A 24,491-nucleotide genomic window follows, 5' to 3' on the forward strand; every position below is an offset into this window, starting at 1 on the left:
CCTAGCGAGGCCGGGCCAATGTCGCCACGCTGTCCCAGGGCACGCCCGGCAGCGCCTCGTAGTGCGCCACCACCACCAGCCGCGCCGGCTGGCGCGCGGCTTCGGCCAGGGCCTGGCCGAGGTAGCTGACCGAAGGCTTGTCGAGCCCCGCCACCGGCTCGTCGATGAGCGTGAGCGCGGCCCCGCTGGCCAGCGCGGCGGCCATCAGCGCCTTGCGCCGGCTGCCGGTGGACAAGGCAAAAAAAGGCTTGTCCAGATGAGGTTCCAGCGAGAACCCCTCCACATGCGCCGCCAGGGCGGCGGCGTCCCACTGCGCGCAGTGCGCAGGCAGGCTGCCCAGCCACTGGCGCACCGTGAGCGGGTCCAGCGCCGTGGCGCGCGGGTCCTGCCAGAACACCTGCGCGCGCCAGGCCGCGGCAGGCACCGCCCCCCGGCGCACGCCGCGCAGCGTGATATCGCCCGCCTGGGGCGCCAGCTCACCCGCCAGCACGCGCAGCAGCGTGGTCTTGCCCGTGCTCTCGTCGCCCTGCACCAGCGCCAGCCCCGCGGGCCATGCGAGGCTGAAGCCCTCCAGCACCGCGCACTCCGGGTAGGCAAACCGCAACCCCTGCACCTGCAACACCACGCTGTCGGCCACCATGCATCCTTGCGAAAAGAAGAAAAGAGGGGATTCTAGGAGGCCGCCGGCCTCGCGCGCCGCGCCCGCAGCCAGCCCCCGGCCTGGTTGACCACGAGCCCGCAGAGCACGGCCCCCGCTCCCGCCCACTGCAGCGGCGCGGGCTGCTCTCCCAGAAAGGCATATGCGGCCCACAGCCCGACCACCGGCACCAGCAGCGAAAACGGAGTGACCCGCCCGGCGGGGTGGCGCTGCAACAGCTGCGTCCACAACGTGTAGGCGAGCAAGGTGGCCAGCAGGGCGAGGTACAGCACGGCCGCCAGCGCCACGCCGTCCACCGCCCGCAGCTGCGCGAGCACGCCCTGCGCGCCATCGGTCCACAGCGCCAGCGCGAAGAAAGGCACGATCGGCACCGTGCTGCTCCACACGATGAACGGGAACGGCCCGTACGGCCCCGCCGTCGCGGCACGGCGCGCCACGAGATTGGACACCGCCCACATGAAGGCGGCCGCCAGCGTGAGCACGAAGCCCGCGAGCGTCATCTGCCCGGGGCCTTCGCCATGGGCGAGCCCGATGGTCATCAGCCCCGCGAAGGCCAGCGTGAGGCCCCACCACTGCCAGGGCCGGGCGCGCTCGCCCAGCAGCGGGGCGGCCAGCAGCAGCGTGAAGAAGGCCTGCGTCTGCATGACGACCGACGCCATGCCCGCCGTCATCCCCAGCTGCAACCCCAGGAACAGGAATCCGAACTGGCCCAGGCCCTGGGCCAGCCCATAGCCCAGCACGAACCGCCAGGGGAGCGCCGGGCGCGGCACGAACAGCAGGAAGGGCAGCGACGCGGCCGAGAACCGCAGCGCCCCCAGCAGCATGGGGCTAAGCCCCTGCAGGCCCAGCTTCATCACCACGAAGTTCAGCCCCCAGATGACCACCACCGCCAAGGCGCGCAGCAGGTCGCCCCGGCTCAGCGCGGCGGCATTCATGCGGACACCACGCGGCTGCCCGCCGCCACCGGACGCCCCTGGCGTTCGCGCGCGGCCACGAAGGCGTCGAAGGCCTCGCTGCTGGTCTTGGCCGGCACGTAGCCCAGCACCTCCTTGAGCGCGGTGTTGAGCAGCACCGGGCGATAGCGCAGAAAGTCGAGCTGCTCGGGCCCGTAGCGGCTCACGCCCAGGGCCGACCCCATCGCCAGCGCGGCGCGCAGCAGGCCCGCCGGCAGGTCCAGCACCGGTTTGCCCAGGCGCGCCGCGATCTCGCGCAGCGGCAGCGCGCCATCGCCCGCGAGGTTGAAGCACCCGGCGCGGCGCGTGCGCAGCGCGTGCACGATGGCACCGGTGACATCCTCGTCCCAGATGAACACGAACGGACTGGCGCTGCCCCGGATGGCCAGCAGGCGCCGCTTCTCGAACAGCGCCGTGATCTGGTTGTCCACCCGCTCGCCCAGGATGGTGCCGATGCGCAACACGGTCTGCGCGAGTTGCGGATGCTCTATGCGGTAGCGCGCCAGCATCTCCTCCACCAGGCGCTTGTGGTGCGCATAGGCAAAGACTTCGTTCCCCCGCAGCGCATCCGTTTCGCGCAGCCAGTCGGGATTGTCGGCGTGGTAGCCATAGGCCGCGCCGCTGGAGCTGACGACCAGGTGCCGCACGCCCGTGGCCACGCAGGCGTCGAGCACGTTCTGGCTGCCCAGCACGTCCACGGAGTATTCGAATTCGCGGTTGGAGCCCTTGCCGGGCGTGACGATGGAGGCCAGGTGCACCACGCTGTCGATGGCGTGCTCGGCCAGCGTTTGCGCCAGCGCCGGGTCGCGCACGTCCTGCACCACGTAGGTGACGCCGGGCAGGCGGCGCTCGGCGGGCACTTCGCGCACGTCGGCGGCGACGATGACGGGGGCGCCCTCGCGCGCCAGGGCCGCCACCACGCCGCGGCCCAGGAAACCGTCGGCCCCGGTCACGAGAATGCGTGCCATCATGCGCCGCCCTCCCGCACGGCATGGGGCACCACGGGCGGCCGGCGCCCCCACCATCCCGCCAGCGCCAGGCCCGCGATGATGTCCCAGAAGCCCCAGACGCCCGCCACCACGGCCATGCCGCCCAGGCCGCCGAAGAAGCTGAAGATCAGCACCAGGCCCAGCCCGGCATTGCGGATGCCGACTTCGATGCTCACGGCGCGCCGGTCGTAGTCGGACAGGCCGCTCAGCCGTGCACAGGCATACCCGGTGCCGAAGGCCAGCGCATCGTGCAGCGCCACCGCCAGCAGCACCAGCCCCACGTAGTCGAGAAAATAGCGCCAGTTGCCCGCCACCGCACCGATGATGAAGCCGATCAGGCAGACGAAGCTCAGGATGCGCACGGGCTTGTGCACCCGCCGCGTGAAGCGGGGCAGCTTCTCGGCACACAGGATGCCCAGCACGAACGGCAGCCCGATGATGGCCACGATGTGGCCCGCCATCTCCAGCGGGTCCAGTGCGATGCTGCGCAGCAGCGGCGCCGCCGTGGGGTGCATGCCGCCCCAGAAGGCGAAGTTCAGCGGCATGAGCACGATGGCCAGCGCGTTGGAGATCGCCGTCATCGACACCGACAGCGCCACATTGCCCCCCGCGCGGTGCGTGAGGATGTTGCTCACGTTGCCCGGCGGGCAGCAGGCCACGAGGATCATGCCCAGCGCGATGCTGGGGCCGGGCGAAAGCAGCAGCGTGAGCACGAAGGTCACCGCCGGCAGCACGATGAACTGCGCGGCCACGCCCACCGCCATGGCGCCTGGCATGCGCAGCACGCGCTTGAAGTCGGCCACGCGCGTGTCCAGCGCGATGCCGAACATGAGGAAGCCCAGCACCACGTTGAGCACCACGAGCGATGCGGGATTGAAATTGAGCCGGATTTCGTCGACAGGCAGCATGGTGGGCCCTTCGGAATAGTGGGGAGGGAATTCAGGCCAGCGCGGCAGACGCCGCGCGCACCGCGCTGCGGTAGGTGTCCTTGTGCACGTAGTACGCCATGCGTTCGAGCTTGAGGTACTTGAAGCCGCCCGAGAGGTCGGGGGCCGGGCCGGCCTTGGCCTGGCGCAGCGCATCGGCGCGGGGCGATCCCTCTGCCTGCGCCCTGAAGAAGCGCGCCACCAGTTCGGCCTGCTCGTAGCGGCCCTGCCAGCCGATGCCGCTGGCCTCGATCATGCCCATCACGGCCAGGTTGTCGAAGCGCGGCGAAAGGATGTTCAGGTACAGCTGCGGCGCCATGCCCTGCCAGTTGAGCAGGCTGTGGTCGATGAAGGGGTAGTGCAGCTTGTAGCCCGTGGCGCAGAGCACCAGGTCATAGTCCTGCGCGCTGCCGTCCTTGAAAAACACGGTGTGCCCCTGCAGGCGCGCGATGTCGGGTCGTACGTGGATGTCGCCGTGGCCCAGGTGGTGCAGCACCAGCGAGTTCACCACGGGGTGCGACTCGTACATCTTGTAGTCGGGCCTGGGCAGGCCAAAACGCACCGGGTCGCCCGTGAACCACTGCAGCACCACGCTGTCGACCTTCTGCTTGAGCCAGGGCGGCATCTTGAACTTGCCACCGAGCGTGTCGGAGGGCTTGCCAAACACGTACTTGGGCACGAAGTAGTAGCCGCGCCGCACCGACAGATCCACACTGCGCGCGTAGTGCACCGCATCCACGGCGATGTCGCAGCCCGAATTGCCCGCGCCCACCACCAGCACGCGTTTTCCCTTGAACAGCTCGGCGCTCTTGTAGGCGCTGGTGTGCAGCAGCTCGCCGTCGAACCGGCCCTCGAAACGCGGCATGCTGGGTTCGGCCAGCGTGCCGTTGGCAATGACCACGCCCTTGAACTGCGCGGTCTGCGCGGGGCCCCCGTGCTGGCTCCAGGTGATGCGCCACAAGGGGGCCGCCCCTTCCCCCGCCGGCTCCACGTTCAATACGCGGCAGCCGAACCAGTAGTGCGGGCGCAGCGCGAAGTGCTCCGCGAAATCAAAGAAATACTGCCGCATCTCGCGGTGGCTGGGGTAGTCGGCCACGCCGGCGCGCATGGGGAATTCGGTGAACTCCGTGGTGGTCTTGCTGGAGATCAGGTGCGCGGATTCGTAGACGGTGCTGCGCGGGTTCTCGATGTTCCACAGCCCCCCCACGTCCGTGTGGGCCTCGAAGCCCTGGAATGGCACGCCCAGCTTCTGCAGGTTGCGCGCCGCCGCCAGTCCGCTGGGGCCGGCGCCGATGAGCGCGATCTGTGTGCGGGTGTCCACCACGGTGGGGGTTGTCTCCGGTGTCATGTCTTTTTTGCTTTCTGTCGGCATTTTTTTGGGGCCCATCCCGCCATGGGCAGGTCAGGCGCGGGGGTCGGTGGGGGGCGCCAGGCCCGGTATCGGCGTGGCACCCGCCTCGCCCCTGCGCGGCTTGCGCGGCTGGCCCAGCAGCAGGCGGTCGTGCAGGGCGCCGGGCAAGAGGTTGAGCAGCCGCGCCAGCCAGCCAATGCGCGCGGGCAGAACGATGTGGGTGCGGCCCCGCGCGATGCCAGCCAGCATGGCGCGCGCGGCGGCATCGGGCTCCATGAGGCCGGGCATGGCAAACCGGTTGCCCGCCGTGAGGGCCGTGCGCAGGTAGCCCGGGCTCACCGTGACCACCGCCACGGGCCCGCCGCGCATTTCGGCGCGCAGGCTCTCCAGGTAGCGGATCAGGCCGCCCTTGCTGGCGCAATAGGCGCCGTTGCCCGGCATGCCGCGCCATCCCGCGATGCTGGCCACGCCCACCAGGGCCCCGCGCCGCTGCGAGCGCATCGCGGTCACGAACGGCTGGAAGGTGGTGGCGGCGCCCAGGAGGTTGATCTCCAGCATGCGGCGCAGCACGGCCAGGTCGTCCGCCTGCGCGGTGTCATAGCCGCCGGCCACGCCGGCGTTGGCGATCACCAGGTCGGGCGCGCCCGCGCGCGCCATCCAGTCGGCCGCCATGGCCTGCATGGCGGCACTGTCCGCCACGTCGGGCGTGTACACGGCGCAGCGCTCTGGCGCGAGCGCGGCCAGCGCCTGCAGCGTGGGCAGGTGCAGCCCCACCAGCGCCACCGCGGCGCCCCGTGCGATCAGTTCCCGCGCCAATGCCTGGCCCAGGCCGCCACAGGCGCCCGTCAGTACCGCGTTCTGGAATGAGGCTGTCATGGACATGTGTTGTTCAAGGGGATATGGGTTTGCAGCTTAGCCACAGTGCGGAATAATCTCGGAATGATTTATGAATTCGTCTCGAATTCCGGTATTTATGACAGAAACATCCCCCAGCCTGCGGCTCTTTGAGTTGCTCGAGATCCTGTGCGCCCAGGGCCGCCCGTTCACGCTGGCCAATGCGGTGGAGGCCTGCGGCTGGCCCAAGCCCAGCGTGCACCGCATGCTGGGCCAGCTGGAGGGCGGCGGGCTGCTCGCGCGCGAACCGGGCGGGCGCCGCTACGCTCCGGCGCCCCGCCTGCTGCGGCTGGCCGAAAGCGCGCTGAGCGCGGGCACGCAGCAAAGCGTGCGCCACGCGGTGCTGCGCCAGCTGGTGGCCGACATCGGCGAGAGCTGCAACCTGACCGCCCTGAGCGGCGCCGAAGTGATCTACCTGGACCGCGTGGAATCAGCGTTTCCGCTGCGCCTGGAGCTGCGGCCGGGCACCCGCGTGCCCATCCACTGCTCGGCCAGCGGCAAGCTTTTCCTGGCCTACCTGTCGGCGGCGCGGCGCGGCGCCATCCTGGACGGGTTGCCGCTCACGCGCCACACGGCCACCACCCTCACCGACCGCAAGGCCCTGGAGGCCGAACTGGAGCAGATCGCGCGCCAGGGCTATGCCACCGACGCCGAGGAGTTCGTGGATGGGCTGGTGTGCGTGGCGGTGCCCGTGCCGGCGGGGGGGCGGCGCAGCGTGCACAGCGCGGTGGCGCTGCAGGCCCCGGCAGTGCGCATGCCGCTGGCGCGGGCCCTGCAGCAGGTGCCCCGGCTCAGCGAAGCGGCGCAGGCCCTCGCCCGCACCTGGACATGAACCCGGACCGCAACCACGAGACACCACACCCCATGCCACTTCACTACCTGGACTTTGACTACAGCGAAGACACGGACGGCACCGGCACCTTCGATGCCATGGCCAGCGTGTCGCCCGCGCAGATGCCCGCCCTGCACGCCGAGATCGCGCAGGTGCTGCGCTGGGCCCACGCGCAGTACCCCGACGCCTGCGGTCCCTCGGAGGAAAGTGGCGAATGGCAATACGACCTGCAGGGCGTGCAGGAGGTGAGCACGCCGCTGGCGCTGGACTTCGATGCAGCGAGCGGGCGCATCGCCACCGTGCCCGGCACCCCGGCCCCTCCCCGGACCACGGTCACGCTGTCGCTCAGCGGGCATGCGGGCTTCTGCGGCGCCCTGCGCGAAGCGTTCGCCATCGACTGACGCGGCGGCGCGGTGCGGGGCTGCCTCGCATGCCTGCGTGAGCGCGGGCCGTCCGCCTACACCGCCCCCGGGGTCCGCGCCCTATCCTCGGATCACGCCGCCGTGTCGGATGCCCCGACGCGCAGCGCACGAAGGATATTTCCATGGAAAGCACCCCGTCCCGCGCCCCTGCCCGGTCCCAGCCTTTTCTTCGAGGCTGCGGCGGCAGCACGGCTTCACCCCTGGCCCTGCCCACTGGCGCGGTCCGTGAAAACACCCTGGCGCAGGGCGGTGAAGCCACTCTTCCCTCGCTGCCGCCCTCCACCCAGCCCGTTGCGGCCAGCCCGGTGGCGCGCGCGCCGGCGATCCACCAGGGCCACGGCCGGGTGCGCATGGAGTTGCAGATCGACCTGAGCTATGAGATCGACCAGTACGGCGCGGACTTCGTGTTCAACATCCATGCCGCACAGACGCCCAGCCAGGCGGTCAGCAGCGAACGGCTCGTCATCAACCAGGACATTCCCCACAATATCCATACCGACCCGGCCACCGGCAACCGCTATCTGCGCCTGCACGGCGAACCCGGCATCCTGGAAGTGTCGTATTCCGCCACGGTGGACATCACCCACTACCGCACCGACCCCTCCCAGCTGGCGGAGGTCCCCGTGCGGCGCCTGCCGCAGGAAGTCATGGGGTACATCTACCCCAGCCGGTACTGCCAGTCCGACCGCCTGCTGCGCCTTGCCCTCAACGAGTTTGGCGGGCTCTGGCAAGGCCACAGCCGCGTGCAGGCGATCCGGGACTGGGTCCAGCGGCATGTGGCGTTCACCTCGAACACGTCCAACTCCAACACCTCGGCGGTCGATACCCTGGTCGAGCAGGTGGGGGTGTGCCGCGATTTCGCGCACCTGATGATTGCCCTGTGCCGCGCCGTGAACATTCCCGCGCGCTTCACCACCGGCACCGACTACGGTGCCGACCCGGCCCTGGGCCCGCCGGACTTCCATGCCTACGTCGAGGCCTACCTGGGAGACCGGTGGTACATCTTCGACCCCTCGGGCACCGCCATACCCATGGGGTTGCTGCGCTTTGGCACCGGCCGCGATGCGGCGGACGTGGCGTTCGCCACCATCTTCGGCGGCGTGCGGGCACAGCCCCCGGTGATACGGACCCAGGCCGTGGAAGACGCCGCACGGGGTTTCGTGCTGCCCTGCCATTGCACCGATGCGCTCTCCACCGACCACGGTGCGGGCGTGGCGGCGGGTTTCATCGCGCCGTGAAGGGGTGCCGGTGCGCCCGCGCACCGTGCTTTTTCGCGCCCCATGGGCCGCCAAACCCCTGGGTCCGGGGGGCGGATGGCGGTGGCCGGGAAGCCCCCCCACCCCGGCTGTGGCCTAATATCACTCTTTTTTCCACTATCTCAGAGACCTACCATGGGCAACAAGATCGTCACCGAAGCAGACCGCAAGCGCACCCCCCGGCCCACGCCGGTGCCCGGCTACACCCTCGCCACCCCTGGCCGCGGCCAGCGCGTGAGCCTGGAGCGCGGTGTTGCCACCCGCAGCAAGAAGAACCCCGGCAAGCGCTCCAAGAAGGGCGGCTGATCGCCAGATCGCCACGGCCGGCTGCGCCGGCCCCCGCAAAAGCCCTCGCCAGAGGGCTTTTTGCTTTCTGGCCCCCGCCAGGGCCGGCGCGGGCAAGGCCCCCCAGGCTTGCGGGCGCGAACATCGTGCAGGCGACACCAACCCGGCCCCGAACCGCCGTGGACAGGTTCTAATCCGCCCATGATCACCGTTCACCACCTCGAAACCTCGCGCTCGCAGCGCGTCCTGTGGCTCCTGGAAGAACTGGGCGTGCCCTACGAGCTCAAGATCTACCAGCGCGACAAGGCCACCCGGCTGGCCCCGCCCGAGCTCAAGAAGATCCATCCACTGGGCAAGTCGCCCGTGATCACCGACGGCGGCGAGGTGATCGCCGAATCCGCCGCGATCATCGAATACCTGGTGGAAACCTACGGCGCCCGCGCCAGCGGGGACCTGGCCCACCTGCAGCCCGCCCCCGGCACGCCCGAATACCGCCAGTGCCGGTTCTGGATGCACTACGCCGAGGGCTCGCTCATGAACTGGCTCGTGATGAAGCTGGTGTTCATGACCATTCCCACGCAGCCCATGCCCTTTTTCGTGAAGCCCATCGCCCGGGCGCTGTGCGGCAAGGTGCAGGACAAGGTGATCGACCCCAACGTGGCCACCGCGCTGGCCTTCATGGAAGAGCACCTGGGCCGGCACACCTGGTTCGCGGGCGAGCACCTCACCATGGCCGACTTCCAGATGAGCTTCGCGGTGGAAGCCGCGCTCTCGCGCGCCAGCACGGCCGGCAACTGCCCGCGCCTGCAGGCCTACCGCCAGCGCATGGAGGCACGCCCGGCGTACCAGCGCGGCATCGCCAAGGGCGGGCCGGTGGTGATGGGCGCTGCCTGACGGCGCCACGGCGGGAAGGGGCGGGCCGCGCTAGCGCAGCCCGCACACCAGCGGCCCGGGGTCGTTCCGCGCCAGTTCCCGCTCGTTCTTGGCCTGCGCCACCTCCACGTCGCGCGGCAGGGCCACGCCGTTCTTCACGGCCAGGATTTCCGCCATCACGCTCACCGCGATCTCGGGCGGCGTCTTGCTGCCGATGTAGATGCCGATCGGGCCGCGCAGGCGGGCCAGGCTCTCGGCGGTCTGCCCGAAATGCTCCATCATCCGGGCACGGCGCGCTTCGTTGTTGCGGCGCGAGCCAATGCCGCCCACATAGAACGCCTCGGTGTCCAGCGCCTCCAGCAGCGCCAGGTCGTCGAGCTTGGGGTCGTGCGTGAGCGCCACCACGCAACTGCGCCGGTCGGGCCTGAAGGCCAGCACCACATCGTCGGGCATGCCGCTCACCAGCGTGGCCGCGGGCACGTTCCAGCTGCCGCGGTATTCCTCGCGCGGGTCGCACACCGTGACCGCGAAGCCGTTGAACAGCGCCATGGTGGCCAGGTATTCCGCCAGCTGGCCGGCGCCGATCAGCAGCATCCGGTACTCCGGGCCGAAGGTGTTGGTCAGCTGCCGGGTGTCCACCGCCAGCTCGGCGGGGGCCGCGGCGGGCTGCACGGTGGCCAGCCCGTCGGCCAGGCGCACGGTGCGCTGCATGAGCCGCCCGCCCTCCAGCGCAAGGATCAGCTCGCGGAGGCTGGCCGGGTCGGGGTCGTATTCCAGCAGCAGCTCCAGCGTGCCGCCGCAGGGCAGCCCGAACCGGTGCGCCTCGTCGGCCGTGACGCCGTATTTGACAAACGCGGGAGGTCCGCTCGGAATGCGCCTATCGCCGCCATCGCCCGTGCCGGCCTGCGCCGCCGCCTGCGCATAGGCCCGCGTGTGGCGGTCGATCAGGTCGTCCTCGATGCACCCGCCCGAGACCGATCCCACCACCGAGCCGTCTTCACACAGCGCCATGATCGAACCCACCGGCCGGGGCGAGGAGCCCCAGGTCCGCACCACCGTGGCCAGCAGCGCCCGCCGGCCCGCGGCCCGCCAGCCCTGCAGCGTGCGCAGCACCATCACATCCAGGTTTTCCATTTGCTTCGTTGCCCATTCATTTCTACGGCCCCTGCCTCCGGCCCCGCAGCCCACACAGGGTGCGCGCGGCGCCTCGGGCGGGGCTCAAAACCTGCAGGGGCTCAGTTCCACCACCACGCTAACAGCACCAGCGCCGCCGCGCCCACCACCCACACCCAGACCGGAATGCCACTGGGGGGATTGTCCTCACCCGCCGATGCCGCCAGCGCGCCCGACGCCGCCACGGCGCCCCCGCCCCCCGCCCCGGGCTCGGGGTCGTCGGCCACGGGCGCGCGCGGATGGCGGCGCTGCATCTCGGTGTCAAAGCGCTTGAAGAAATCCTCGGCCATGCCCTTGGCCGCGCCATCGATGAGGCGCTGGCCGAGCTGGGCGATCTTGCCGCCCACGGTGGCGTGCACGGTGTAGTGCAGCTCACAGCTGTCCTGCCCGGCCGCATCGGCCGGCAGCGGCACCAGCTTGACCTGGGCGCTGCCCTTGCCAAACCCGGCCACGCCGCCCGATCCGTCGAAGGCGATGGTGTAGCTTTCGGGCGGCACGATCTCGGAGAGCGTGATCTTGCCCGCGAACTTGGCGGACACCGGGCCGATCTTGAGCGCCATCGCCACGCTGTACTGGTGCTCGCCCGTGGGCTCGACCTTGTCGCAGCCAGGGATGCACAGCTTGAGCACCTCGGGATCGTTGAGCGCGTCCCAGGCCTGCTGCTGGCTGACGGCGAGGGTTCGGCTGGCTTGCATTTCCATGGTGGAGTCCTCCGGGTTCCTGAACAATGGGGGGGCTGTGCGCGTGCGGGCCACGCGCTCACTGGCGCAGCACTTCGGCCAGGCTGCCAGCCAGGTCCTGCAGGCGGCTGAGGTTGTGCACAGCGACCATGCCGTGGGCCTGGCGGTGCAGCACCGCGGCGCCACGCGCCGTGGGCGCATAGCCCTCGAAGCGCAGCAGGGGGTTGAGCCACAGCAGCCGGCCGCAGTGCCGGCGCAGCCAGCCCAGCTCCCGCTCCAGCACCTCGGGCGCGCCGGTATCGAGCCCGTCGCTGACCAGCAGCACCAGCGTGCGCCGCCCCACGAGCCGGCGCGCGTGCTGCACGCGCAACCGGGCCAGGCTGTCGCCCAGGCGCGTGCCGCCGGCAAAGTCAGGGATCGCCTGGCTGGCCGCCTCCAGCATCGCATCGGTATCGGCCAGGCGGAACGCGGGCGTGAGGTCGGTGAGGCCGGTGCCGAACGCGAACACGTCGCGGCGCAGGCCCGCGCCTGCGTGGCGGGGCGCGGTGGCGGCATGCAGAAACGCAAGCAAAAGCCGCGCGTAGCGCTCCATGGAGCCGGACACATCGACCAGCACGCACAGCGGCAATGGCTGCCGGCGCCGCTGCAGCAAAGGCACGCGCAGCACCTCGCCGCCCGTCCGCGCGGCCTGCTGCATGGCGCCCGGCCAGTGGGGACGCCCGCCGCGCGTGCCCGGGCGGGTGCGGCGGGCCGCATAGCGCGGCAGGGGCAAGGGAATTTCACGCGCCAGCCGCTCCACCAGCCTGTATTCGCTGGCCGAAAGCTGGTTGAAGTCGGCGTGCCGCAGGCGCTGCAGGTCGCTGGCGGTCATGGCGGCGTCGAGGTCGATCTTGTCATCCTCGCGCGGCGCTGGCGCATCGCGCGCGGCGCGCACCGGGGCCAGCGCCTCGCTCACGCGCGGGCGGCGTTTGGCGGGCTCGGCCCTGGACTCGGCACTGGGCAGCATCTGGGCCAGCAGCTTATGTGCGATGCCGGGGTTCTTGAAATAGGCGTCGAACAGCTCGCGGAACACCTGCCGGTCCTGCTCGCGGCTGATGAGCACGGACTCCAGCGCGGCGCCGAAGTCCTCCCGCCCCACGCCCACCAGCATCACGGCCTGTTGCGCCAGGGCCATGCGGGCCGCATCCACGGGCACGCCGGCACGGCGCAGCGTGCGGCCAAAACCCGTGAGGTTGTCGGCCAGCTTGCCGGTGCGGGCATCCCCCAGCTGCGAGATCGTCGTGCCCTCAGCCATGGCGCGAGCCTTCACGCATCCGTCTCGGCGGGCTGCAGCAGCTGCGCCGCCATGTCGCGCGTGAGGGCCGCCACGTCCTCGCGCTGCTTGAACAAAATGCCGGCGGTGTCGGACACCACCTCCGGGTCCACCACGATGGTGTCGAGCGCCACCAGCGCCTTGGCCCACTCCACGCTCTCCGCGATGCCCGGCGCGCGCTGGAAGGCGTTGGCGAACGGCTGGCTGCGCAGGCGGCCCACAAAATCCGCCACCTGGGTGGCCAAGGCCGCGCTGGCATGCGGCACCTGCACACGCACGATGGCCAGCTCGCGTTCGCGCTCGGGGTAGTCCAGCCAGTGGTACAGGCAGCGGCGCTTGACGGCGTCGTGCAGGTCGCGCGTGCGGTTGCTGGTGAGGATGGTGACCGGTGTGGCCGTGGCGCGCACGGTGCCGATCTCGGGAATGCTCACCTGGTACTCGCCCAGGTATTCGAGCAAAAACGCCTCGAAGGGCTCATCGGCACGGTCGACCTCGTCGATGAGCAGCACCGCACCGGGGGCTGGTGCCTGCAGCGCCTGCAACAGGGGGCGGCGGATGAGGTAGCGGTCCTGGTACACCTCGCGCTCCACCTGCGCCATGTCGGCACTGTCCTGGCCTTCCGCCGCACGCATGTGCAAGAGCTGGGCCGCGTAGTTCCATTCGTACAGCGCCTCGCGCTGCTCCAGCCCGTCGTAGCACTGCAGGCGGATCAGGCTGCGCGAGAGCACCTTGGCAAGTGCCTGGGCCAGCGCCGTCTTGCCCACGCCGGGTTCCCCTTCCAGCAGCAGCGGGCGCTGCAGCTGGAGCGCCAGGAACACGGCCGTGGCCAGCCGCCGGTCGGCAAAGTACCCGACGCCCTGCAAGGCCAGCACCAGGGCATCGATGGAGGACAGCGCGGGCGCGGTCACGGGCGCAGCAGGGGAAACGTTCATCACTATATTTTTAATAGCTACCAGCGCTTGACAGACAAGCGCTGGAGGCCAATTTCATTCAAACACCCGCTCCTGGATGCCGGACAGCGGCAGCGGGCACTCTCCCGCCCGTCAGCCCAGCATCTGCGCCACCGCCCGCTGGGTCTGCACGCTGATGAGGTTGGCGCGGTAGGCCGCGCTCGCGTGGATGTCCGCGTTGAGATCGCCCGCGTCAATCCTGACCGCCGCCGCAGATGCGGGCGTGAAGCTCTGGTTCAGCGCGGCCTCGAGCCCCGCGTGCCGGAACACGCTGCTGGCCGCACCCGTCACCGCCACGCGCACGCCGCCATCGGTCTGCGCCACGAACACGCCCACCAGCGAGAAGCGCGATGCCGCCTGCTTGAACTTCAGGTAGGCCGCGCGCTTGGGGATGGGGAAGCGGATGGCGGTGATGATCTCGCCCTCTTCCAGCGCCGTGGTGTACATGCCCACGAAGAAGTCGTCGGCCGCGATCTCGCGCTGGTTGGTGACGATGGTGGCGCCCAGGCCCAGCACGGCGCTGGGGTAGCAGGCCGCGGGGTCGTTGTTGGCCACCGACCCGCCCAGCGTGCCCCGCGCGCGCACCTGCCGGTCGCCGATGTGCGCGGCCAGGTCGGCCAGCGCAGGGATGGCGCTTTGGACCTCTGCACTGTTGGCCACGTCCATGTGGCGCGTCATGGCGCCGATCACCAGCGCATTGCCCTCGCGGCGGATGCCCGCCAGCTCGGGAATACTGTTCAGGTCGACGATCTTCTCGGGATTGGCCAGGCGCAGCCGCATCGACGGCAGCAGGCTTTGCCCGCCCGCCAGCAGCTTGCCGCCCTGGGCGATGAGCTGCGCGGCGGCTGCGGTGGACGATGGGTTTTCAAAGGTGAAGGCGTACATGGTGTGTCTCCTCAGGCCTTGGCTTGTTGGATGGCTTCCCACACGCGGTGCGGCGACGCGGGCATGTCGAACTCCTTCACGCCCAGCGGGTGCAGCGCGTCGAGCACGGCGTTGATCACCGCCGGTGGCGAGCCGATGGCCCCCGCCTCGCCGCAGCCCTTGGTGCCCAGCGGGTTGTGCGTGCAGGGCGTGCAGACATGGCCCAGCTTGAACTCGGGGAAGTCATCAGCGCGCGGCATGGCGTAGTCCATGAAGCTGCCCGTCAGCAGCTGGCCCGTCTCGCGGTCGTACACGCAGTTTTCCATCAATGCCTGGCCGATGCCCTGCACCAGGCCGCCATGCACCTGGCCTTCCACGATCATCGGGTTGATGATGGTGCCGAAGTCGTCCACCGCGGTGAACCTGTCCACGCGCGTGCTGCCGGTGGCGGGGTCCACCTCCACCTCGCAGATGTAGGTGCCTGCGGGGAAGGTGAAGTTGGTCGGGTCGTAGAACGCCGTCTCGTTGAGCCCCGGCTCCAGCTTGTCGAGCGGGTAGTTGTGCGGCACGTAGGCCGTGAGCGCCACCTGGCCGAACGGGATCTTCTTGTCCGTGCCGCGCACGGTGAACTCGCCGCCGCTGAAGTCGATGTCGGCGTCGCTGGCCTCCATCAGATGCGCGGCGATTTTCTTGGCCTTGGCCTCGATCTTGTCCAGCGCCTTCATGATGGCCGCGCCGCCCACGCTGATGGAGCGCGACCCGTAGGTGCCCATGCCGAACGGCACGCGGCCCGTGTCGCCGTGCACGATGTCCACGTTCTCCACCGGAATGCCCAGGCGCGCGGCCACCACCTGCGCAAAGGTGGTCTCGTGCCCCTGGCCGTGGCTGTGCGAGCCGGTGAACACCGTCACGCTGCCCGTGGGGTGCACGCGCACCTCCCCGCATTCGAACAGACCCGCGCGCGCACCCAGCGCCCCTGCGATGTTGGACGGCGCGATGCCGCAGGCCTCGATGTAGCTGCTGTAGCCGATGCCGCGCTTCAGGCCCTTGGCCTCGCTGGCCGCCTTGCGCGCCGCAAAGCCCGCCACGTCGGCCAGCTCTTGCGCCTGGTTCATGCAGGCGTGGTAGTCGCCCACGTCGTACTGCAGCGCCACCGGCGTCTGGTAGGGCCAGCTGGTGATGAAGTTGCGCTTGCGGATCTCGTCCTGCGACAGGTTCATCTCCCAGCCGCAGCGCGATACCAGGCGCTCGAGCAGGTAGGTGGCCTCGGGCCGGCCCGCGCCCCGGTAGGCATCGACCGGCGCGGTGTTGGTGAACCAGGCATCCACCTCCACATAGATCTGCGGCGTGGTGTACTGCCCCGCCAGCAGCGTAGCATAGAGGATGGTGGGCACGGCCGTGGCGAAGGTGGAGAGGTAGGCACCCAGGTTGGCGTCGGTGTGCACGCGCATGGCCAGGAACTTGCCATCCTTGTCCATCGCCATCTCGGCATGGCTCACATGGTCGCGGCCATGCGCGTCCGACAGGAAGGACTCGCTGCGGTCGGCCACCCACTTGATGTTGCGGTTGAGTTTCTTGGCCGCCCAGGTCAGGCACACGTCCTCGGCGTACAGGAAGATCTTGGAGCCGAAGCCGCCCCCCACGTCGGGCGCGATCACGCGCACCTTGTGCTCGGGCAGGCCCATCACGAAGGCCGTCATGAGCAGGCGCTCGACGTGCGGGTTCTGGTTGCTCACGTACAGCGTGTATTCGTCGTTGGCCCGGCTGTACGAGCCGATGGCCGTGCGCGGCTCCATCGCGTTGGGGATGAGGCGGTTGTTGACCAGGTCGAGCTGCGTCACGTGCGCGGCACTGGCGAACACCGAGTCCACCGCGCCCTTGTCGCCGATGGCCCACTTGTAGCAGTGGTTGTCCTCGGCGATGTCATGCAGGCCCGCGCCCGCCACCGTGCCTGCGGCGGCATCTGCCACGCTGACCACGGCGGGCAGCACGTCGTAATCCACCTCCACCAGCTCGGCCGCGTCGCGCGCCTGCTGCTGCGTGAGGGCGACCACCATGGCCACGTGGTCGCCCACGTAGCGCACCTTGCCCTGCGCCAGGATGGGATGCGGCGGCTCCTTCATGGGCTGGCCGTCGGTGCTGGTGATGAGCCAGCCGCAGGGCAGGCCGTTGATGTTGTCGGCCGCCACGTCGGCGCCCACGAACACGCCCAGCACGCCGGGCGCGGCCTTGGCGGCGTCCACGTTGATGCTGTTGATGCGCGCGTGCGCATGCGGCGAACGCACGAACACGGCATGGCTCTGCGCGGCCAGCACCACGTCGTCGGTGTACTGGCCGGCGCCGGTGAGGAAGCGGTAGTCTTCCTTGCGCTTGAGCGATTCGCCGATGTGCGGCAGCTTGGAAAAGTCGGATGCACCCATGGTCGTTCTCCTTTTTATGCCGATGCCATGGCTTTTTGGCCGACCTGCACCGCGCGCACGATGTTCTGGTAGCCGGTGCAGCGGCAGATGTTGCCTTCGAGCAGCTCGCGGATCTCGCCTTCGTTCGCCTGGGGATGGTGCTTGCACAGGTCCACCGCGCTCATCACCATGCCCGGCGTGCAGAAGCCGCACTGCAGGCCATGGCATTCCTTGAACGCCGCCTGCATGGGGTGCATGGTGCCGTCCGCGGCGGCCAGGCCTTCGATGGTCTGCACCTCGGCGCCCTGGGCCTGCACGGCCAGCATGGCGCAGGACTTCACGGCGCGGCCGTTCACGTGCACGGTGCACGCGCCGCACTGGCTGGTGTCGCAGCCCACGTGCGTGCCGGTGAGCAGCAGGTGCTCTCGCAGCGCATGGACAAGCAGGGTGTTGGGCGGGACGTCAACGCTGGCAGCGCGCCCGTTGACCGTGAACTGGACTTGCATCTGGCTGTCTCCTGGAAGAGTTTTGGCTGGATAGGCCGTTGAATCTTCTGCCTGCCCCCCGGCCCCACCCCTAGGGAGAACCCTAGATTCACGGGAGTGCGCGCGGGATATTCTCAAAATGAAACATGTTGCGCCGCACACCGGCGCATCATGCGCACGGCGTTCCGCGCGCCGCTCCGCCTTCCACGTCCCAGGGGTCTGTCCGATGCTTTCCGCTGCACCGCCGTTGCCGGCCGCCGACCGCCACGCGCTGATCGCGCAGGCCCGCCATGCGCTGCTGGCCGATGGCGCGGCCCCCGCGCGCGCCGATGTGGAGCCCTGGATCACGCGATCGTGGCAGCGCTGCCTGGCCCAGGGCCTGCGCCCCGCGCAGCACGTGGCGTTCGACATGGTCAGCGCCCCCGCGCTGCGCCGCAGCCGGGAACAGAACCACCCCCTGCTGCAGGCCGCGCGGCCGGTGCTCGCACAGCTCACCCGTGCCATCGCGGGCATGCGCTACTTCGCCATCCTGACCGATGCGCGCGGCATCGTGGTGGATGTGCAGGGCACCTTCGACCGCCGCGACCCGCGCGCCCGCGCCATCGGCCGCGTGGGCATCGACCTCTCGGAGGCCGCGGTGGGCACCACGGCCATCGGCGCCGCGCTGGCCGAGCTGCAGCCCGTCTGGCTGCACCGGGGCGAACACTTCTTTGACGACAACGCCAGCTACAGCTGCGCGGGCGCGCCGCTGTTCGATCCGCACGGCCACTGCATGGGCATGCTCGACCTGACCGGCGTGGACGTGCCCGAGCGCCCCGAGCTGCGGCACCTGGTGGCGCGCTCGGCCCGCGCCATGGAAGACGCGCTGCTGCTGCACATGCCCCATGCGTTGCTGCTGCGCCTGAACTGGCCCGGCTGCCCGCTGGGCGCCGAAGGCGACGGCCTGGTGGCGCTGGATGGCGATGGCTATGTGCTCGGCAGCAACAGCGTGGCCCGCCAGCTGCTGCCCCAGCCCCTGCGCGCGCCCGGCAGCCCGTTGCACTGCGGTGACCTCATCGCGCTGCCCTGGACCCTGCTGTTCGACGCCGCCCGCCAGCGCGGCGCGGCCAGGCCGCTGGATCTGCCCCTGTGGTCCGGCCTGCGGCTGCAGGGGCTGGCGCACCACGGCACGCGCGCGGCGGGTGTCCACGGCCTCGCGGCCGCGCCCCCGGGCGCGCAGGCCACCTTGCCCGCCAATGGGCCGCGCCTTGCCGGCGCAGCGGCCCCCGCGCCGCTGCGCGAGGCGGAAACCGCCCTCATCCGCCAGGCGGTGCAGGATGCCCGCGGCAACGTGGCGGAGGCAGCCCGCGCCCTGGGCATCAGCCGCGCCACCGTGTACCGCAAGCTGGGGGCGCACAGGGGGCACTGAGGGCGGGTCTTCGGGCCCGGCACGCAGGCAGCCAGGCCCGGCACAAGGACTGCGTTCATGCACGAAAATGCCGCACCGCGCCTGTCACACAAGCGGCTGCAGCTATTCAAACAATAGCAATCCCGCCAGCATGCCTGTCGGCGGCCCCCAGCGGCCGCCCTGCACCCGCCTCAGACCTCCGCCAGGGCCAGCACCACCGCGCTGTCATCGACGACCAGCACCACCTTGCTGCCGGCGCGCAGTCCGCTGCCCGCGGGGGCAAAACCCACCATCCGCACCCCCGCGGCCAGTTCGGCGGACACCTCGTCGCCCGACGCGCCGCGCACCACGCGCACCGCCCTGGCCGGCAGGCGGCAGCGGGCGGGCTCCTCCGTCCCCTGCGTGCCGGTCTCGGTGCACGGGCCCGCCAGGCGTTCCACCCGCACCGCCGTGGCCTTGCACAGTGCCTGCACCGCCAGCCCGGGCTGCAGGCCCAGCAGTTCGGCGCTCTCGCGCGTGATCCGCGAGATGAGCACGGCCGCCGCCGGGGCGCCCCCCCCGCCCTCCCCGGTCTCCAGCGCCAGGTGCACCCGCACGATCTGCCCCTGCACCTCCAGCCGCCGCACCACGCACGGCCACTGGTTGCGCATGCTGGTGCGCACGGCCAGCCGCGCCAGCGCGGGCCCGGCATGGGGCGTGGCCTGCCAGCGCGACAGCACCGCGCCGCGCGCCTGGGCCATGGCATCGGCGGCGGCGAGCAACTGCTGCCCCGCCTCGGTCAGCCGCGCCCCGCCGCCCCCCGCCCCACCCACGGCCCGCGCCACCAGCGCGCTGCCCGCGAGGTTGGTCAGGGTGTCCACCGCCTGCCAGGCCGCCTTGTAGCTCACCCCCACCACCCGGGCCGCCTGCGAGATCGAGCCCGTGGCGCCGATCTGCCGCAGGATGTCGATGCGCTTGTCGGTGAGGGCGTGGGTCAGCGCGGAAGAAATGGAAAGGGAGGAAGGCATGGTGAAGATCGGATTGGTGGCCAGGGCCGGCATGGGATTCTGACCGGACGGCGCACCACCCCCGCCCCGCCTTCGCGCCCCGGCGCAACGCGGCAGTGGCAACGGACCCGCCTGTTGACCTGGCGCAGGGACATCTCTCGCCAGTGCATGTCCGGGATGCGATTTTTTCTGCCGCCAGGCGCCGGGCCGCCGTGGCTTCATATACTCTCGCTATTCCATTAATGAATAGCGCACCTGCGCCACGCCGCCATGCCGTTCCGCTTCATTCCTGTGCCCCGCTCCCTTGCCGCCACCGCCATCTGCCTTGCGATGTTTCAGGCCGCCCATGCCGACAGCGTGTCGGTCGCCGTGGCCGCCAACTTCACCGCCCCCATGCAGAAGATCGCCGCGGCGTTTGAGGCCGACACCGGCCACAAGGCGGAGCTGTCCTTCGGCGCCACGGGCAAGTTCCATGCACAGATCACCAACGGTGCGCCGTTCCAGATCCTGCTGGCGGCCGATGACACCACCCCCGCCAGGCTGGAGAAGGAAGGCAAGGCCGTCGCCAACTCGCGCTTCACCTATGCCATCGGCACGCTGGTGCTGTGGAGCGCGCAGCCCGGCACCGTGGACGCTCAGGGCGCCGTGCTCAAGACCGGCGACTTCAAGCACCTGGCCATCGCCAACCCCAAGCTTGCCCCCTACGGCCTGGCCGCGATGCAGGTGATGGACAAGCTGGGCGTCACCGCGCGGCTGCAGCCGCGCTTCGTGCAGGGCGAGAACATTGCCCAGACCTACCAGTTCGTCTCCACGGGCAATGCGCAGCTGGGCTTCGTGGCGCTGTCGCAGGTGATGGCCGATGGCAAGATCACGGGCGGGTCCGCATGGCAGGTGCCGGCCGAACTGCACGAACCCATCCGCCAGGACGCGGCCCTGCTCACCCCCGGCAAGGACAGCGCCGCCGCCGCGGCACTGCTCCAGTACCTGCGCGGCGACAAGGCACGCGCCATCATCAGGTCCTACGGCTATAGTTTCTGAGCCGGCGGCCCGCACGCGCCGGCGCCGCGGCCCCGGCGATTTCCCTCCACCTCCCCATCCGCTTTTCAGCTATCCATGCCTTTTTCCAGCGCCGACCTTGCGGCCATCGGCCTCACGCTGCGCCTGGCGGGCACCACCATGGCACTGCTGCTGGTGCTGGGCACGCCGCTGGCCTGGTGGCTGGCGCACACGCCGTCGCGCTGGCGGGGCCCGGTGTCGGCCGTGGTGGCGCTGCCGCTGGTGCTGCCGCCCACGGTGATCGGCTTTTACCTGCTGGTCACGATGGGCCCCCACGGCCCGGTGGGCCAGTTCACGCAGTCGCTGGGGCTGGGCACGCTGCCCTTCACTTTCTGGGGGCTGGTGGCGGGCTCGCTCATCTACTCGCTGCCCTTCGCGGTGCAGCCGCTGCAGCACGCGTTCGAGGCCATCGGCCAGCGCCCGCTGGAAGCCGCCGCCACGCTTGGCGCCGGGCCCATGGACCGTTTTTTCACCGTGGCGCTGCCGCTCGCGCGCCCGGGCTTCGTGACCGCCGCCATCCTGAGCTTCGCCCACACGGTGGGCGAGTTTGGCGTGGTGCTGATGCTGGGCGGCAACATCCCCGGCGTGACGCGCGTGGTGTCCGTGCAAATTTACGACCATGTGGAGGCGCTGGAATACACGCAGGCCCACTGGCTGGCCGGCGGCATGGTGCTGTTCTCGTTCGTCGTACTGCTGGGGCTGAACCTCACGCGGCACCGGCCGGCGTCCATGGTGCAATGAGGGCCGGCGCGATGGCACCCCAGGACGAGACGCTCCCCCCGCAGATCACCGCCCGGCTGAAGCTGGAGCGCCCCGGCTTCACGCTGGACGTGGACCTGCGCCTGCCGGGGCGTGGCGTGACGGCCCTGTTCGGGCCCTCGGGCTGCGGCAAGACCACCTGCCTGCGCGCCGTCGCCGGGCTGGCGCGGGCGCAACCGGGCCGGGTGGAAGTCAACGGCGAGGTGTGGCAGGACGATGCGCTGCGGGTCTGGCGCGCCACGCACGAGCGCGCGCTGGGCTATGTGTTCCAGGAAGCCAGCCTGTTCGACCACCTGAGCGTGCGCGGCAACATCGGCTATGGCCTGCGGCGTACGCCCGCCGCGCGCCGCAAGGTGGCGCTGGAGCAGGCCGTGGAGCTGCTGGGCATCGGCCCGCTGATGGACCGCAAGCCCCATGCGCTGTCGGGCGGCGAACGCCAGCGCGTGGCGATGGCCCGCGCCCTGGCCACCAGTCCGCGCCTGCTGCTGATGGATGAACCCCTGGCCGCGCTGGACGCACAGCGCAAGGCCGAGGTGCTGCCTTACCTGGAGCGCCTGCACCGCACGCTGGACATCCCGGTGCTCTACGTCAGCCACTCCATCGACGAGGTGGCCCGGCTGGCGGGCCACATGGTGCTGATGCAGGCGGGCCGGGTGCAGGCCCAGGGCAGCACCCACGAGCTCATCGTCAGGCTGGACCTGCCCCTGGCCCATGGCGATGCGGCGGCCACGGTGATCGACGGCGAGGTGCTCGGGCACGACCCGGACGACCATGTCACCACGGTGGCGTTCGCGGGGCGGCGGCTGCTGCTGGTGAGCCCGGTGGCGCGCGCGGCCGGGGAGCCCATCCGCCTGCGCGTGCAGGCACGCGACGTGAGCCTGGCGCTCACCGAACCGGCACACACGAGCATCCTCAACGTCCTGCCCGCCACCGTGGCCCAGGTCGCCGAGGACAGCCCCGGGCAGCTCATGGTGGCGCTGGATCTGGGGCCCACGCGGCTGCTGGCGCGCATCACCCAGCGCTCGGCCCAGGCACTGGCGCTGGCGCCCGGCAAGGCGGTCTTCGCGCAGGTCAAGGGCATCGCCATCGTCAACTGAGTGTCGGACAGCCGACACTGTCCAGGGATGTGCCGCGAGGCGCCGGACCGGCCGCCCAACGGTCGTATGATGCCCCTCCACAACGAGGGCGGGACATGGTGGTTTCAATCTGGCACAACGCAGCGCAGGCGTTCGCGGTGGGGTTTCCGCCGCTGCTCCAGTGCCTGCTGTTCTGGCTGTTCGCGTCGCTGGTGGTGCATGTCTGCCAGCGGCTGGTGGAGCACACGGCATTTTCGGTCGATCCGTCCAGCCGGCGCATCAGCGCGTCGCACGCGGCCCTGTGCATCGGCTGCATCGTCTGGGCGCTCGATGTGGTCGGCCTGTTCATGTATGCGGAACTGGCGCACCACGCCGCGGCGCTGGACCTGGTGCCCGCCCTGAGCGGGCTGATCATCATGGTGGTCAGCGCGCGCCTGACGATTCCCACGCTCAGCACCGGTGCCAGCAAGGCGCGCATCGCGGTGGCGGGGCTGTGCCTGGCCGTCGGCATGCTGGTGGCGCATTTCACGATCACGCGGGACCAGGTGCAGGACTTCGCCTCGGTGAACTGGACGGCCATCGCGCTGGCCTTCGCCATCGCCATGGGCATCGCCACCGTCACGTCCATGCGCCACCGCTCGGCCAGGCTGAGCGTGCTCACCCCCCGCTACCGCCGCCAGTCGTGGGACGAGAAGGTGCTGTGCGGGGCCGCGATCCTGCTGCTGCACTGGCTGCTGGTCAACACCTTTGCCCTGCACGCCCGCACGCCACGCGGCGAACCCGAGAGCCATGCGCTGCTCGGCATCGTGCTGGTGTTCGGCATCGCCCTGGCCATGGAACAGCTGAGCAACATGCGGTTTGACACCGGCCGCCAGCAGTTGCTGCGCAGGGGCCTGTCGATGATGCGGGTATCCAACATGGCCCAGAACCCCGAGCGCGACATGCAGCTGTCGCTCATCGCCGACCACCTGCCCAGCCTGCTGCGGCCGCAACGGCTGGCGCTGCACTTCCAGCCCATCCTGGACTTCCGGCAGCAGGGCGTGCAGTTCGAGGCGCTGCTGCGCATCACCGACAAGACCCTGGGGCCCATCAACCCCGAGATGTTCCTGCTGGTGTGCGAACTGCAGGGCCGGACGGTCGAAGTGGACCGCACCATCCTGGCCAACGCGCTCGACTGCGTGAAGTCCTGGCAGGCCCAGGGCCTGCACGACGTCACCATCAGCGTGAACGTGGCGCCCCTCACGCTGCTGGAAGACAGCTTCGTGCCCTGGCTGCGCGGCGAACTGGCCCAGCGCGCCCTGCCGCCCCGCGCGCTCAAGCTCGAGCTGACGGAGCACGCCATCATCGCGCTGGGCGCGCAGATGGTGGCCGCGATGCAGCGCCTGCGCACCCTGGGCGTGGCGGTGGTGATGGACGACTTTGGCACGGGCTACTCGTCATTGGGCATGCTGGCCGACCTGCCGATCGCCGGCATCAAATGCGACCGCCTGTTCGTGCAGCAGCTGCCGAAGGACCGGCGCCGCCAGTCGCTGCTGCGGCACATCGGCACGCTGGCGCAGGAGTTTGGGCTGTCCGTGGTGGTGGAGGGCGTTGAAACGGCAGAGGAACTGCGCATCCTGCGGTCGGTGGGCCTGCACGGCATCCAGGGCTATGTGTACAGCCGCCCCATGCCCGCGGCGGACGTGCCCGCCTGGCACGAAACGCAGATGCAGCCCCGGCGTGCCGCGCTGCAGGAGCTGGTGCCCGCGAAGGGTACCGCGACGGCGGCGCGCGCGCCCACGGCCTCCGCGCGGGGCCCGGCGCCCTGGGTGCCCGGAACATGACCACCCCCAAGGCGGCCCCCCCGCACCCCGCCGCAACCGCGCGGGAGCGCGCCAGCAGGGAATGCGAACGCACCGCGCGCCGCCGGAAACGCCGCCAGCCAC

General features: G+C 70.5%; 24 protein-coding genes. 10 read left to right on the plus strand and 14 right to left on the minus strand.

What is annotated here, in order from left to right:
• Position 1: 1 nt before the first annotated feature.
• From AC07OC_RS24320 to AC07OC_RS24345, 6 genes are read right to left on the minus strand one after another with little or no spacing between them, the layout of a single operon-like run.
• Entirely contained in the window at positions 2–640 is a 639-nt protein-coding gene (locus AC07OC_RS24320; RefSeq protein WP_255591800.1) for an ABC transporter ATP-binding protein, read from the minus strand.
• 32 nt (positions 641–672) lie between these two features.
• Positions 673–1,593, minus strand: coding sequence for an EamA family transporter (locus tag AC07OC_RS24325; protein ID WP_218293813.1), 921 nt, complete (start codon positions 1,591–1,593; stop codon positions 673–675).
• Positions 1,590–2,582 carry an SDR family oxidoreductase gene (locus AC07OC_RS24330; RefSeq protein WP_218341657.1) on the minus strand — a complete coding sequence of 331 codons (993 nt, stop codon included), beginning with the start codon at positions 2,580–2,582 and terminating at the stop codon, positions 1,590–1,592. The genes AC07OC_RS24325 and AC07OC_RS24330 overlap by 4 nt, the downstream gene beginning before the upstream one ends.
• The gene (locus tag AC07OC_RS24335; protein WP_218293811.1) at positions 2,579–3,508 is read right to left on the minus strand and encodes a bile acid:sodium symporter family protein; all 930 of its coding nucleotides are present in this window, start codon (positions 3,506–3,508) and stop codon (positions 2,579–2,581) included. The genes AC07OC_RS24330 and AC07OC_RS24335 overlap by 4 nt, the downstream gene beginning before the upstream one ends.
• Before the next feature lie 31 nt (positions 3,509–3,539).
• Positions 3,540–4,874, minus strand: a complete 1,335-nt coding sequence (locus AC07OC_RS24340; RefSeq protein WP_218293810.1) for a flavin-containing monooxygenase — start codon at positions 4,872–4,874, stop codon at positions 3,540–3,542.
• A 54-nt stretch (positions 4,875–4,928) separates the two neighbouring features.
• Complete coding sequence (locus AC07OC_RS24345) at positions 4,929–5,753, minus strand: SDR family oxidoreductase (RefSeq protein WP_218293809.1); 825 nt, start codon at positions 5,751–5,753, stop codon at positions 4,929–4,931.
• 97 nt (positions 5,754–5,850) lie between these two features.
• Here AC07OC_RS24345 and AC07OC_RS24350 point away from each other — a divergent pair, with 97 nt between their 5' ends.
• From AC07OC_RS24350 to AC07OC_RS24370, 5 genes are all read left to right on the plus strand, one after another.
• Positions 5,851–6,603 (plus strand): IclR family transcriptional regulator, encoded by a 753-nt coding sequence (locus tag AC07OC_RS24350; RefSeq protein WP_218293808.1) that lies wholly within the window; start codon positions 5,851–5,853, stop codon positions 6,601–6,603.
• A gap of 32 nt (positions 6,604–6,635) precedes the next feature.
• Positions 6,636–7,004: a hypothetical protein gene (locus AC07OC_RS24355; protein ID WP_492808298.1), complete on the plus strand. Its 369-nt coding sequence runs from the start codon at positions 6,636–6,638 to the stop codon at positions 7,002–7,004.
• 371 nt (positions 7,005–7,375) lie between these two features.
• A complete protein-coding gene (locus AC07OC_RS24360) occupies positions 7,376–8,263 on the plus strand; it encodes a transglutaminase-like domain-containing protein (protein WP_218294433.1) in 888 nt (295 codons plus the stop codon).
• 153 nt (positions 8,264–8,416) lie between these two features.
• Positions 8,417–8,587: a hypothetical protein gene (locus AC07OC_RS24365; protein ID WP_162995995.1), complete on the plus strand. Its 171-nt coding sequence runs from the start codon at positions 8,417–8,419 to the stop codon at positions 8,585–8,587.
• Between the two features lie 180 nt (positions 8,588–8,767).
• Complete coding sequence (locus AC07OC_RS24370; protein WP_494602449.1) at positions 8,768–9,460, plus strand: glutathione S-transferase family protein; 693 nt, start codon at positions 8,768–8,770, stop codon at positions 9,458–9,460.
• Positions 9,461–9,490: 30 nt separating this feature from the next.
• Here the strand turns inward: AC07OC_RS24370 and AC07OC_RS24375 are convergent, their stop codons facing one another.
• The 7 genes from AC07OC_RS24375 to AC07OC_RS24405 form a co-directional block, all read right to left on the minus strand.
• Positions 9,491–10,573 carry an XdhC family protein gene (locus tag AC07OC_RS24375; protein WP_218293805.1) on the minus strand — a complete coding sequence of 361 codons (1,083 nt, stop codon included), beginning with the start codon at positions 10,571–10,573 and terminating at the stop codon, positions 9,491–9,493.
• Positions 10,574–10,674: 101 nt separating this feature from the next.
• A complete protein-coding gene (locus AC07OC_RS24380) occupies positions 10,675–11,313 on the minus strand; it encodes an SRPBCC family protein (protein ID WP_218293804.1) in 639 nt (212 codons plus the stop codon).
• 58 nt (positions 11,314–11,371) lie between these two features.
• Complete coding sequence (locus tag AC07OC_RS24385) at positions 11,372–12,586, minus strand: vWA domain-containing protein (RefSeq protein ID WP_494602451.1); 1,215 nt, start codon at positions 12,584–12,586, stop codon at positions 11,372–11,374.
• Between the two features lie 11 nt (positions 12,587–12,597).
• Positions 12,598–13,536, minus strand: a complete 939-nt coding sequence (locus AC07OC_RS24390; RefSeq protein ID WP_494602453.1) for an AAA family ATPase — start codon at positions 13,534–13,536, stop codon at positions 12,598–12,600.
• Positions 13,537–13,647: 111 nt separating this feature from the next.
• The gene (locus AC07OC_RS24395) at positions 13,648–14,439 is read right to left on the minus strand and encodes an FAD binding domain-containing protein (protein WP_218293801.1); all 792 of its coding nucleotides are present in this window, start codon (positions 14,437–14,439) and stop codon (positions 13,648–13,650) included.
• Between the two features lie 11 nt (positions 14,440–14,450).
• Positions 14,451–16,838, minus strand: coding sequence for a xanthine dehydrogenase family protein molybdopterin-binding subunit (locus AC07OC_RS24400; RefSeq protein ID WP_494602455.1), 2,388 nt, complete (start codon positions 16,836–16,838; stop codon positions 14,451–14,453).
• A 14-nt stretch (positions 16,839–16,852) separates the two neighbouring features.
• Positions 16,853–17,323 carry a (2Fe-2S)-binding protein gene (locus AC07OC_RS24405; RefSeq protein ID WP_218293798.1) on the minus strand — a complete coding sequence of 157 codons (471 nt, stop codon included), beginning with the start codon at positions 17,321–17,323 and terminating at the stop codon, positions 16,853–16,855.
• A gap of 205 nt (positions 17,324–17,528) precedes the next feature.
• Here AC07OC_RS24405 and AC07OC_RS24410 point away from each other — a divergent pair, with 205 nt between their 5' ends.
• Complete coding sequence (locus AC07OC_RS24410; RefSeq protein WP_494602457.1) at positions 17,529–18,710, plus strand: helix-turn-helix domain-containing protein; 1,182 nt, start codon at positions 17,529–17,531, stop codon at positions 18,708–18,710.
• A 170-nt stretch (positions 18,711–18,880) separates the two neighbouring features.
• Here the strand turns inward: AC07OC_RS24410 and AC07OC_RS24415 are convergent, their stop codons facing one another.
• Positions 18,881–19,696, minus strand: a complete 816-nt coding sequence (locus tag AC07OC_RS24415; protein ID WP_218341666.1) for a TOBE domain-containing protein — start codon at positions 19,694–19,696, stop codon at positions 18,881–18,883.
• Positions 19,697–20,005: 309 nt separating this feature from the next.
• Here AC07OC_RS24415 and modA point away from each other — a divergent pair, with 309 nt between their 5' ends.
• The 4 genes from modA (at position 20,006) to AC07OC_RS24435 (ending at position 24,389) form a co-directional block, all read left to right on the plus strand.
• Positions 20,006–20,713: a molybdate ABC transporter substrate-binding protein gene (gene modA / locus AC07OC_RS24420; protein WP_255591847.1), complete on the plus strand. Its 708-nt coding sequence runs from the start codon at positions 20,006–20,008 to the stop codon at positions 20,711–20,713.
• 75 nt (positions 20,714–20,788) lie between these two features.
• Positions 20,789–21,472, plus strand: a complete 684-nt coding sequence (gene modB, locus AC07OC_RS24425; RefSeq protein WP_218293791.1) for a molybdate ABC transporter permease subunit — start codon at positions 20,789–20,791, stop codon at positions 21,470–21,472.
• Between the two features lie 11 nt (positions 21,473–21,483).
• Entirely contained in the window at positions 21,484–22,587 is a 1,104-nt protein-coding gene (modC, locus tag AC07OC_RS24430; protein ID WP_218341668.1) for a molybdenum ABC transporter ATP-binding protein, read from the plus strand.
• Between the two features lie 95 nt (positions 22,588–22,682).
• Positions 22,683–24,389 carry an EAL domain-containing protein gene (locus AC07OC_RS24435; RefSeq protein WP_492808313.1) on the plus strand — a complete coding sequence of 569 codons (1,707 nt, stop codon included), beginning with the start codon at positions 22,683–22,685 and terminating at the stop codon, positions 24,387–24,389.
• Positions 24,390–24,491 lie beyond the last annotated feature (102 nt).

Source organism: Acidovorax sp. GW821-FHT10E04, assembly GCF_059415185.1.

Bases quoted from the DNA above. Each gene is read 5' to 3' on its own strand.
- AC07OC_RS24375 (WP_218293805.1), bottom strand. From the start codon at position 10,573: ATGGAAAACCTGGATGTGATGGTGCTGCGCACGCTGCAGGGCTGGCGG.
- AC07OC_RS24365 (WP_162995995.1), top strand. From the start codon at position 8,417: ATGGGCAACAAGATCGTCACCGAAGCAGACCGCAAGCGCACCCCCCGG.
- AC07OC_RS24390 (WP_494602453.1), bottom strand. From the start codon at position 13,536: ATGAACGTTTCCCCTGCTGCGCCCGTGACCGCGCCCGCGCTGTCCTCC.
- AC07OC_RS24325 (WP_218293813.1), bottom strand. From the start codon at position 1,593: ATGAATGCCGCCGCGCTGAGCCGGGGCGACCTGCTGCGCGCCTTGGCG.
- AC07OC_RS24340 (WP_218293810.1), bottom strand. From the start codon at position 4,874: ATGACACCGGAGACAACCCCCACCGTGGTGGACACCCGCACACAGATC.
- AC07OC_RS24410 (WP_494602457.1), top strand. From the start codon at position 17,529: ATGCTTTCCGCTGCACCGCCGTTGCCGGCCGCCGACCGCCACGCGCTG.
- modC (WP_218341668.1), top strand. From the start codon at position 21,484: ATGGCACCCCAGGACGAGACGCTCCCCCCGCAGATCACCGCCCGGCTG.
- AC07OC_RS24355 (WP_492808298.1), top strand. From the start codon at position 6,636: ATGCCACTTCACTACCTGGACTTTGACTACAGCGAAGACACGGACGGC.
- AC07OC_RS24370 (WP_494602449.1), top strand. From the start codon at position 8,768: ATGATCACCGTTCACCACCTCGAAACCTCGCGCTCGCAGCGCGTCCTG.
- AC07OC_RS24360 (WP_218294433.1), top strand. From the start codon at position 7,376: ATGGAGTTGCAGATCGACCTGAGCTATGAGATCGACCAGTACGGCGCG.
- AC07OC_RS24405 (WP_218293798.1), bottom strand. From the start codon at position 17,323: ATGCAAGTCCAGTTCACGGTCAACGGGCGCGCTGCCAGCGTTGACGTC.
- AC07OC_RS24415 (WP_218341666.1), bottom strand. From the start codon at position 19,696: ATGCCTTCCTCCCTTTCCATTTCTTCCGCGCTGACCCACGCCCTCACC.
- modB (WP_218293791.1), top strand. From the start codon at position 20,789: ATGCCTTTTTCCAGCGCCGACCTTGCGGCCATCGGCCTCACGCTGCGC.
- AC07OC_RS24380 (WP_218293804.1), bottom strand. From the start codon at position 11,313: ATGGAAATGCAAGCCAGCCGAACCCTCGCCGTCAGCCAGCAGCAGGCC.
- AC07OC_RS24435 (WP_492808313.1), top strand. From the start codon at position 22,683: ATGGTGGTTTCAATCTGGCACAACGCAGCGCAGGCGTTCGCGGTGGGG.
- AC07OC_RS24330 (WP_218341657.1), bottom strand. From the start codon at position 2,582: ATGATGGCACGCATTCTCGTGACCGGGGCCGACGGTTTCCTGGGCCGC.
- AC07OC_RS24350 (WP_218293808.1), top strand. From the start codon at position 5,851: ATGACAGAAACATCCCCCAGCCTGCGGCTCTTTGAGTTGCTCGAGATC.
- AC07OC_RS24400 (WP_494602455.1), bottom strand. From the start codon at position 16,838: ATGGGTGCATCCGACTTTTCCAAGCTGCCGCACATCGGCGAATCGCTC.
- AC07OC_RS24345 (WP_218293809.1), bottom strand. From the start codon at position 5,753: ATGACAGCCTCATTCCAGAACGCGGTACTGACGGGCGCCTGTGGCGGC.
- modA (WP_255591847.1), top strand. From the start codon at position 20,006: ATGTTTCAGGCCGCCCATGCCGACAGCGTGTCGGTCGCCGTGGCCGCC.
- AC07OC_RS24320 (WP_255591800.1), bottom strand. From the start codon at position 640: ATGGTGGCCGACAGCGTGGTGTTGCAGGTGCAGGGGTTGCGGTTTGCC.
- AC07OC_RS24335 (WP_218293811.1), bottom strand. From the start codon at position 3,508: ATGCTGCCTGTCGACGAAATCCGGCTCAATTTCAATCCCGCATCGCTC.
- AC07OC_RS24395 (WP_218293801.1), bottom strand. From the start codon at position 14,439: ATGTACGCCTTCACCTTTGAAAACCCATCGTCCACCGCAGCCGCCGCG.
- AC07OC_RS24385 (WP_494602451.1), bottom strand. From the start codon at position 12,586: ATGGCTGAGGGCACGACGATCTCGCAGCTGGGGGATGCCCGCACCGGC.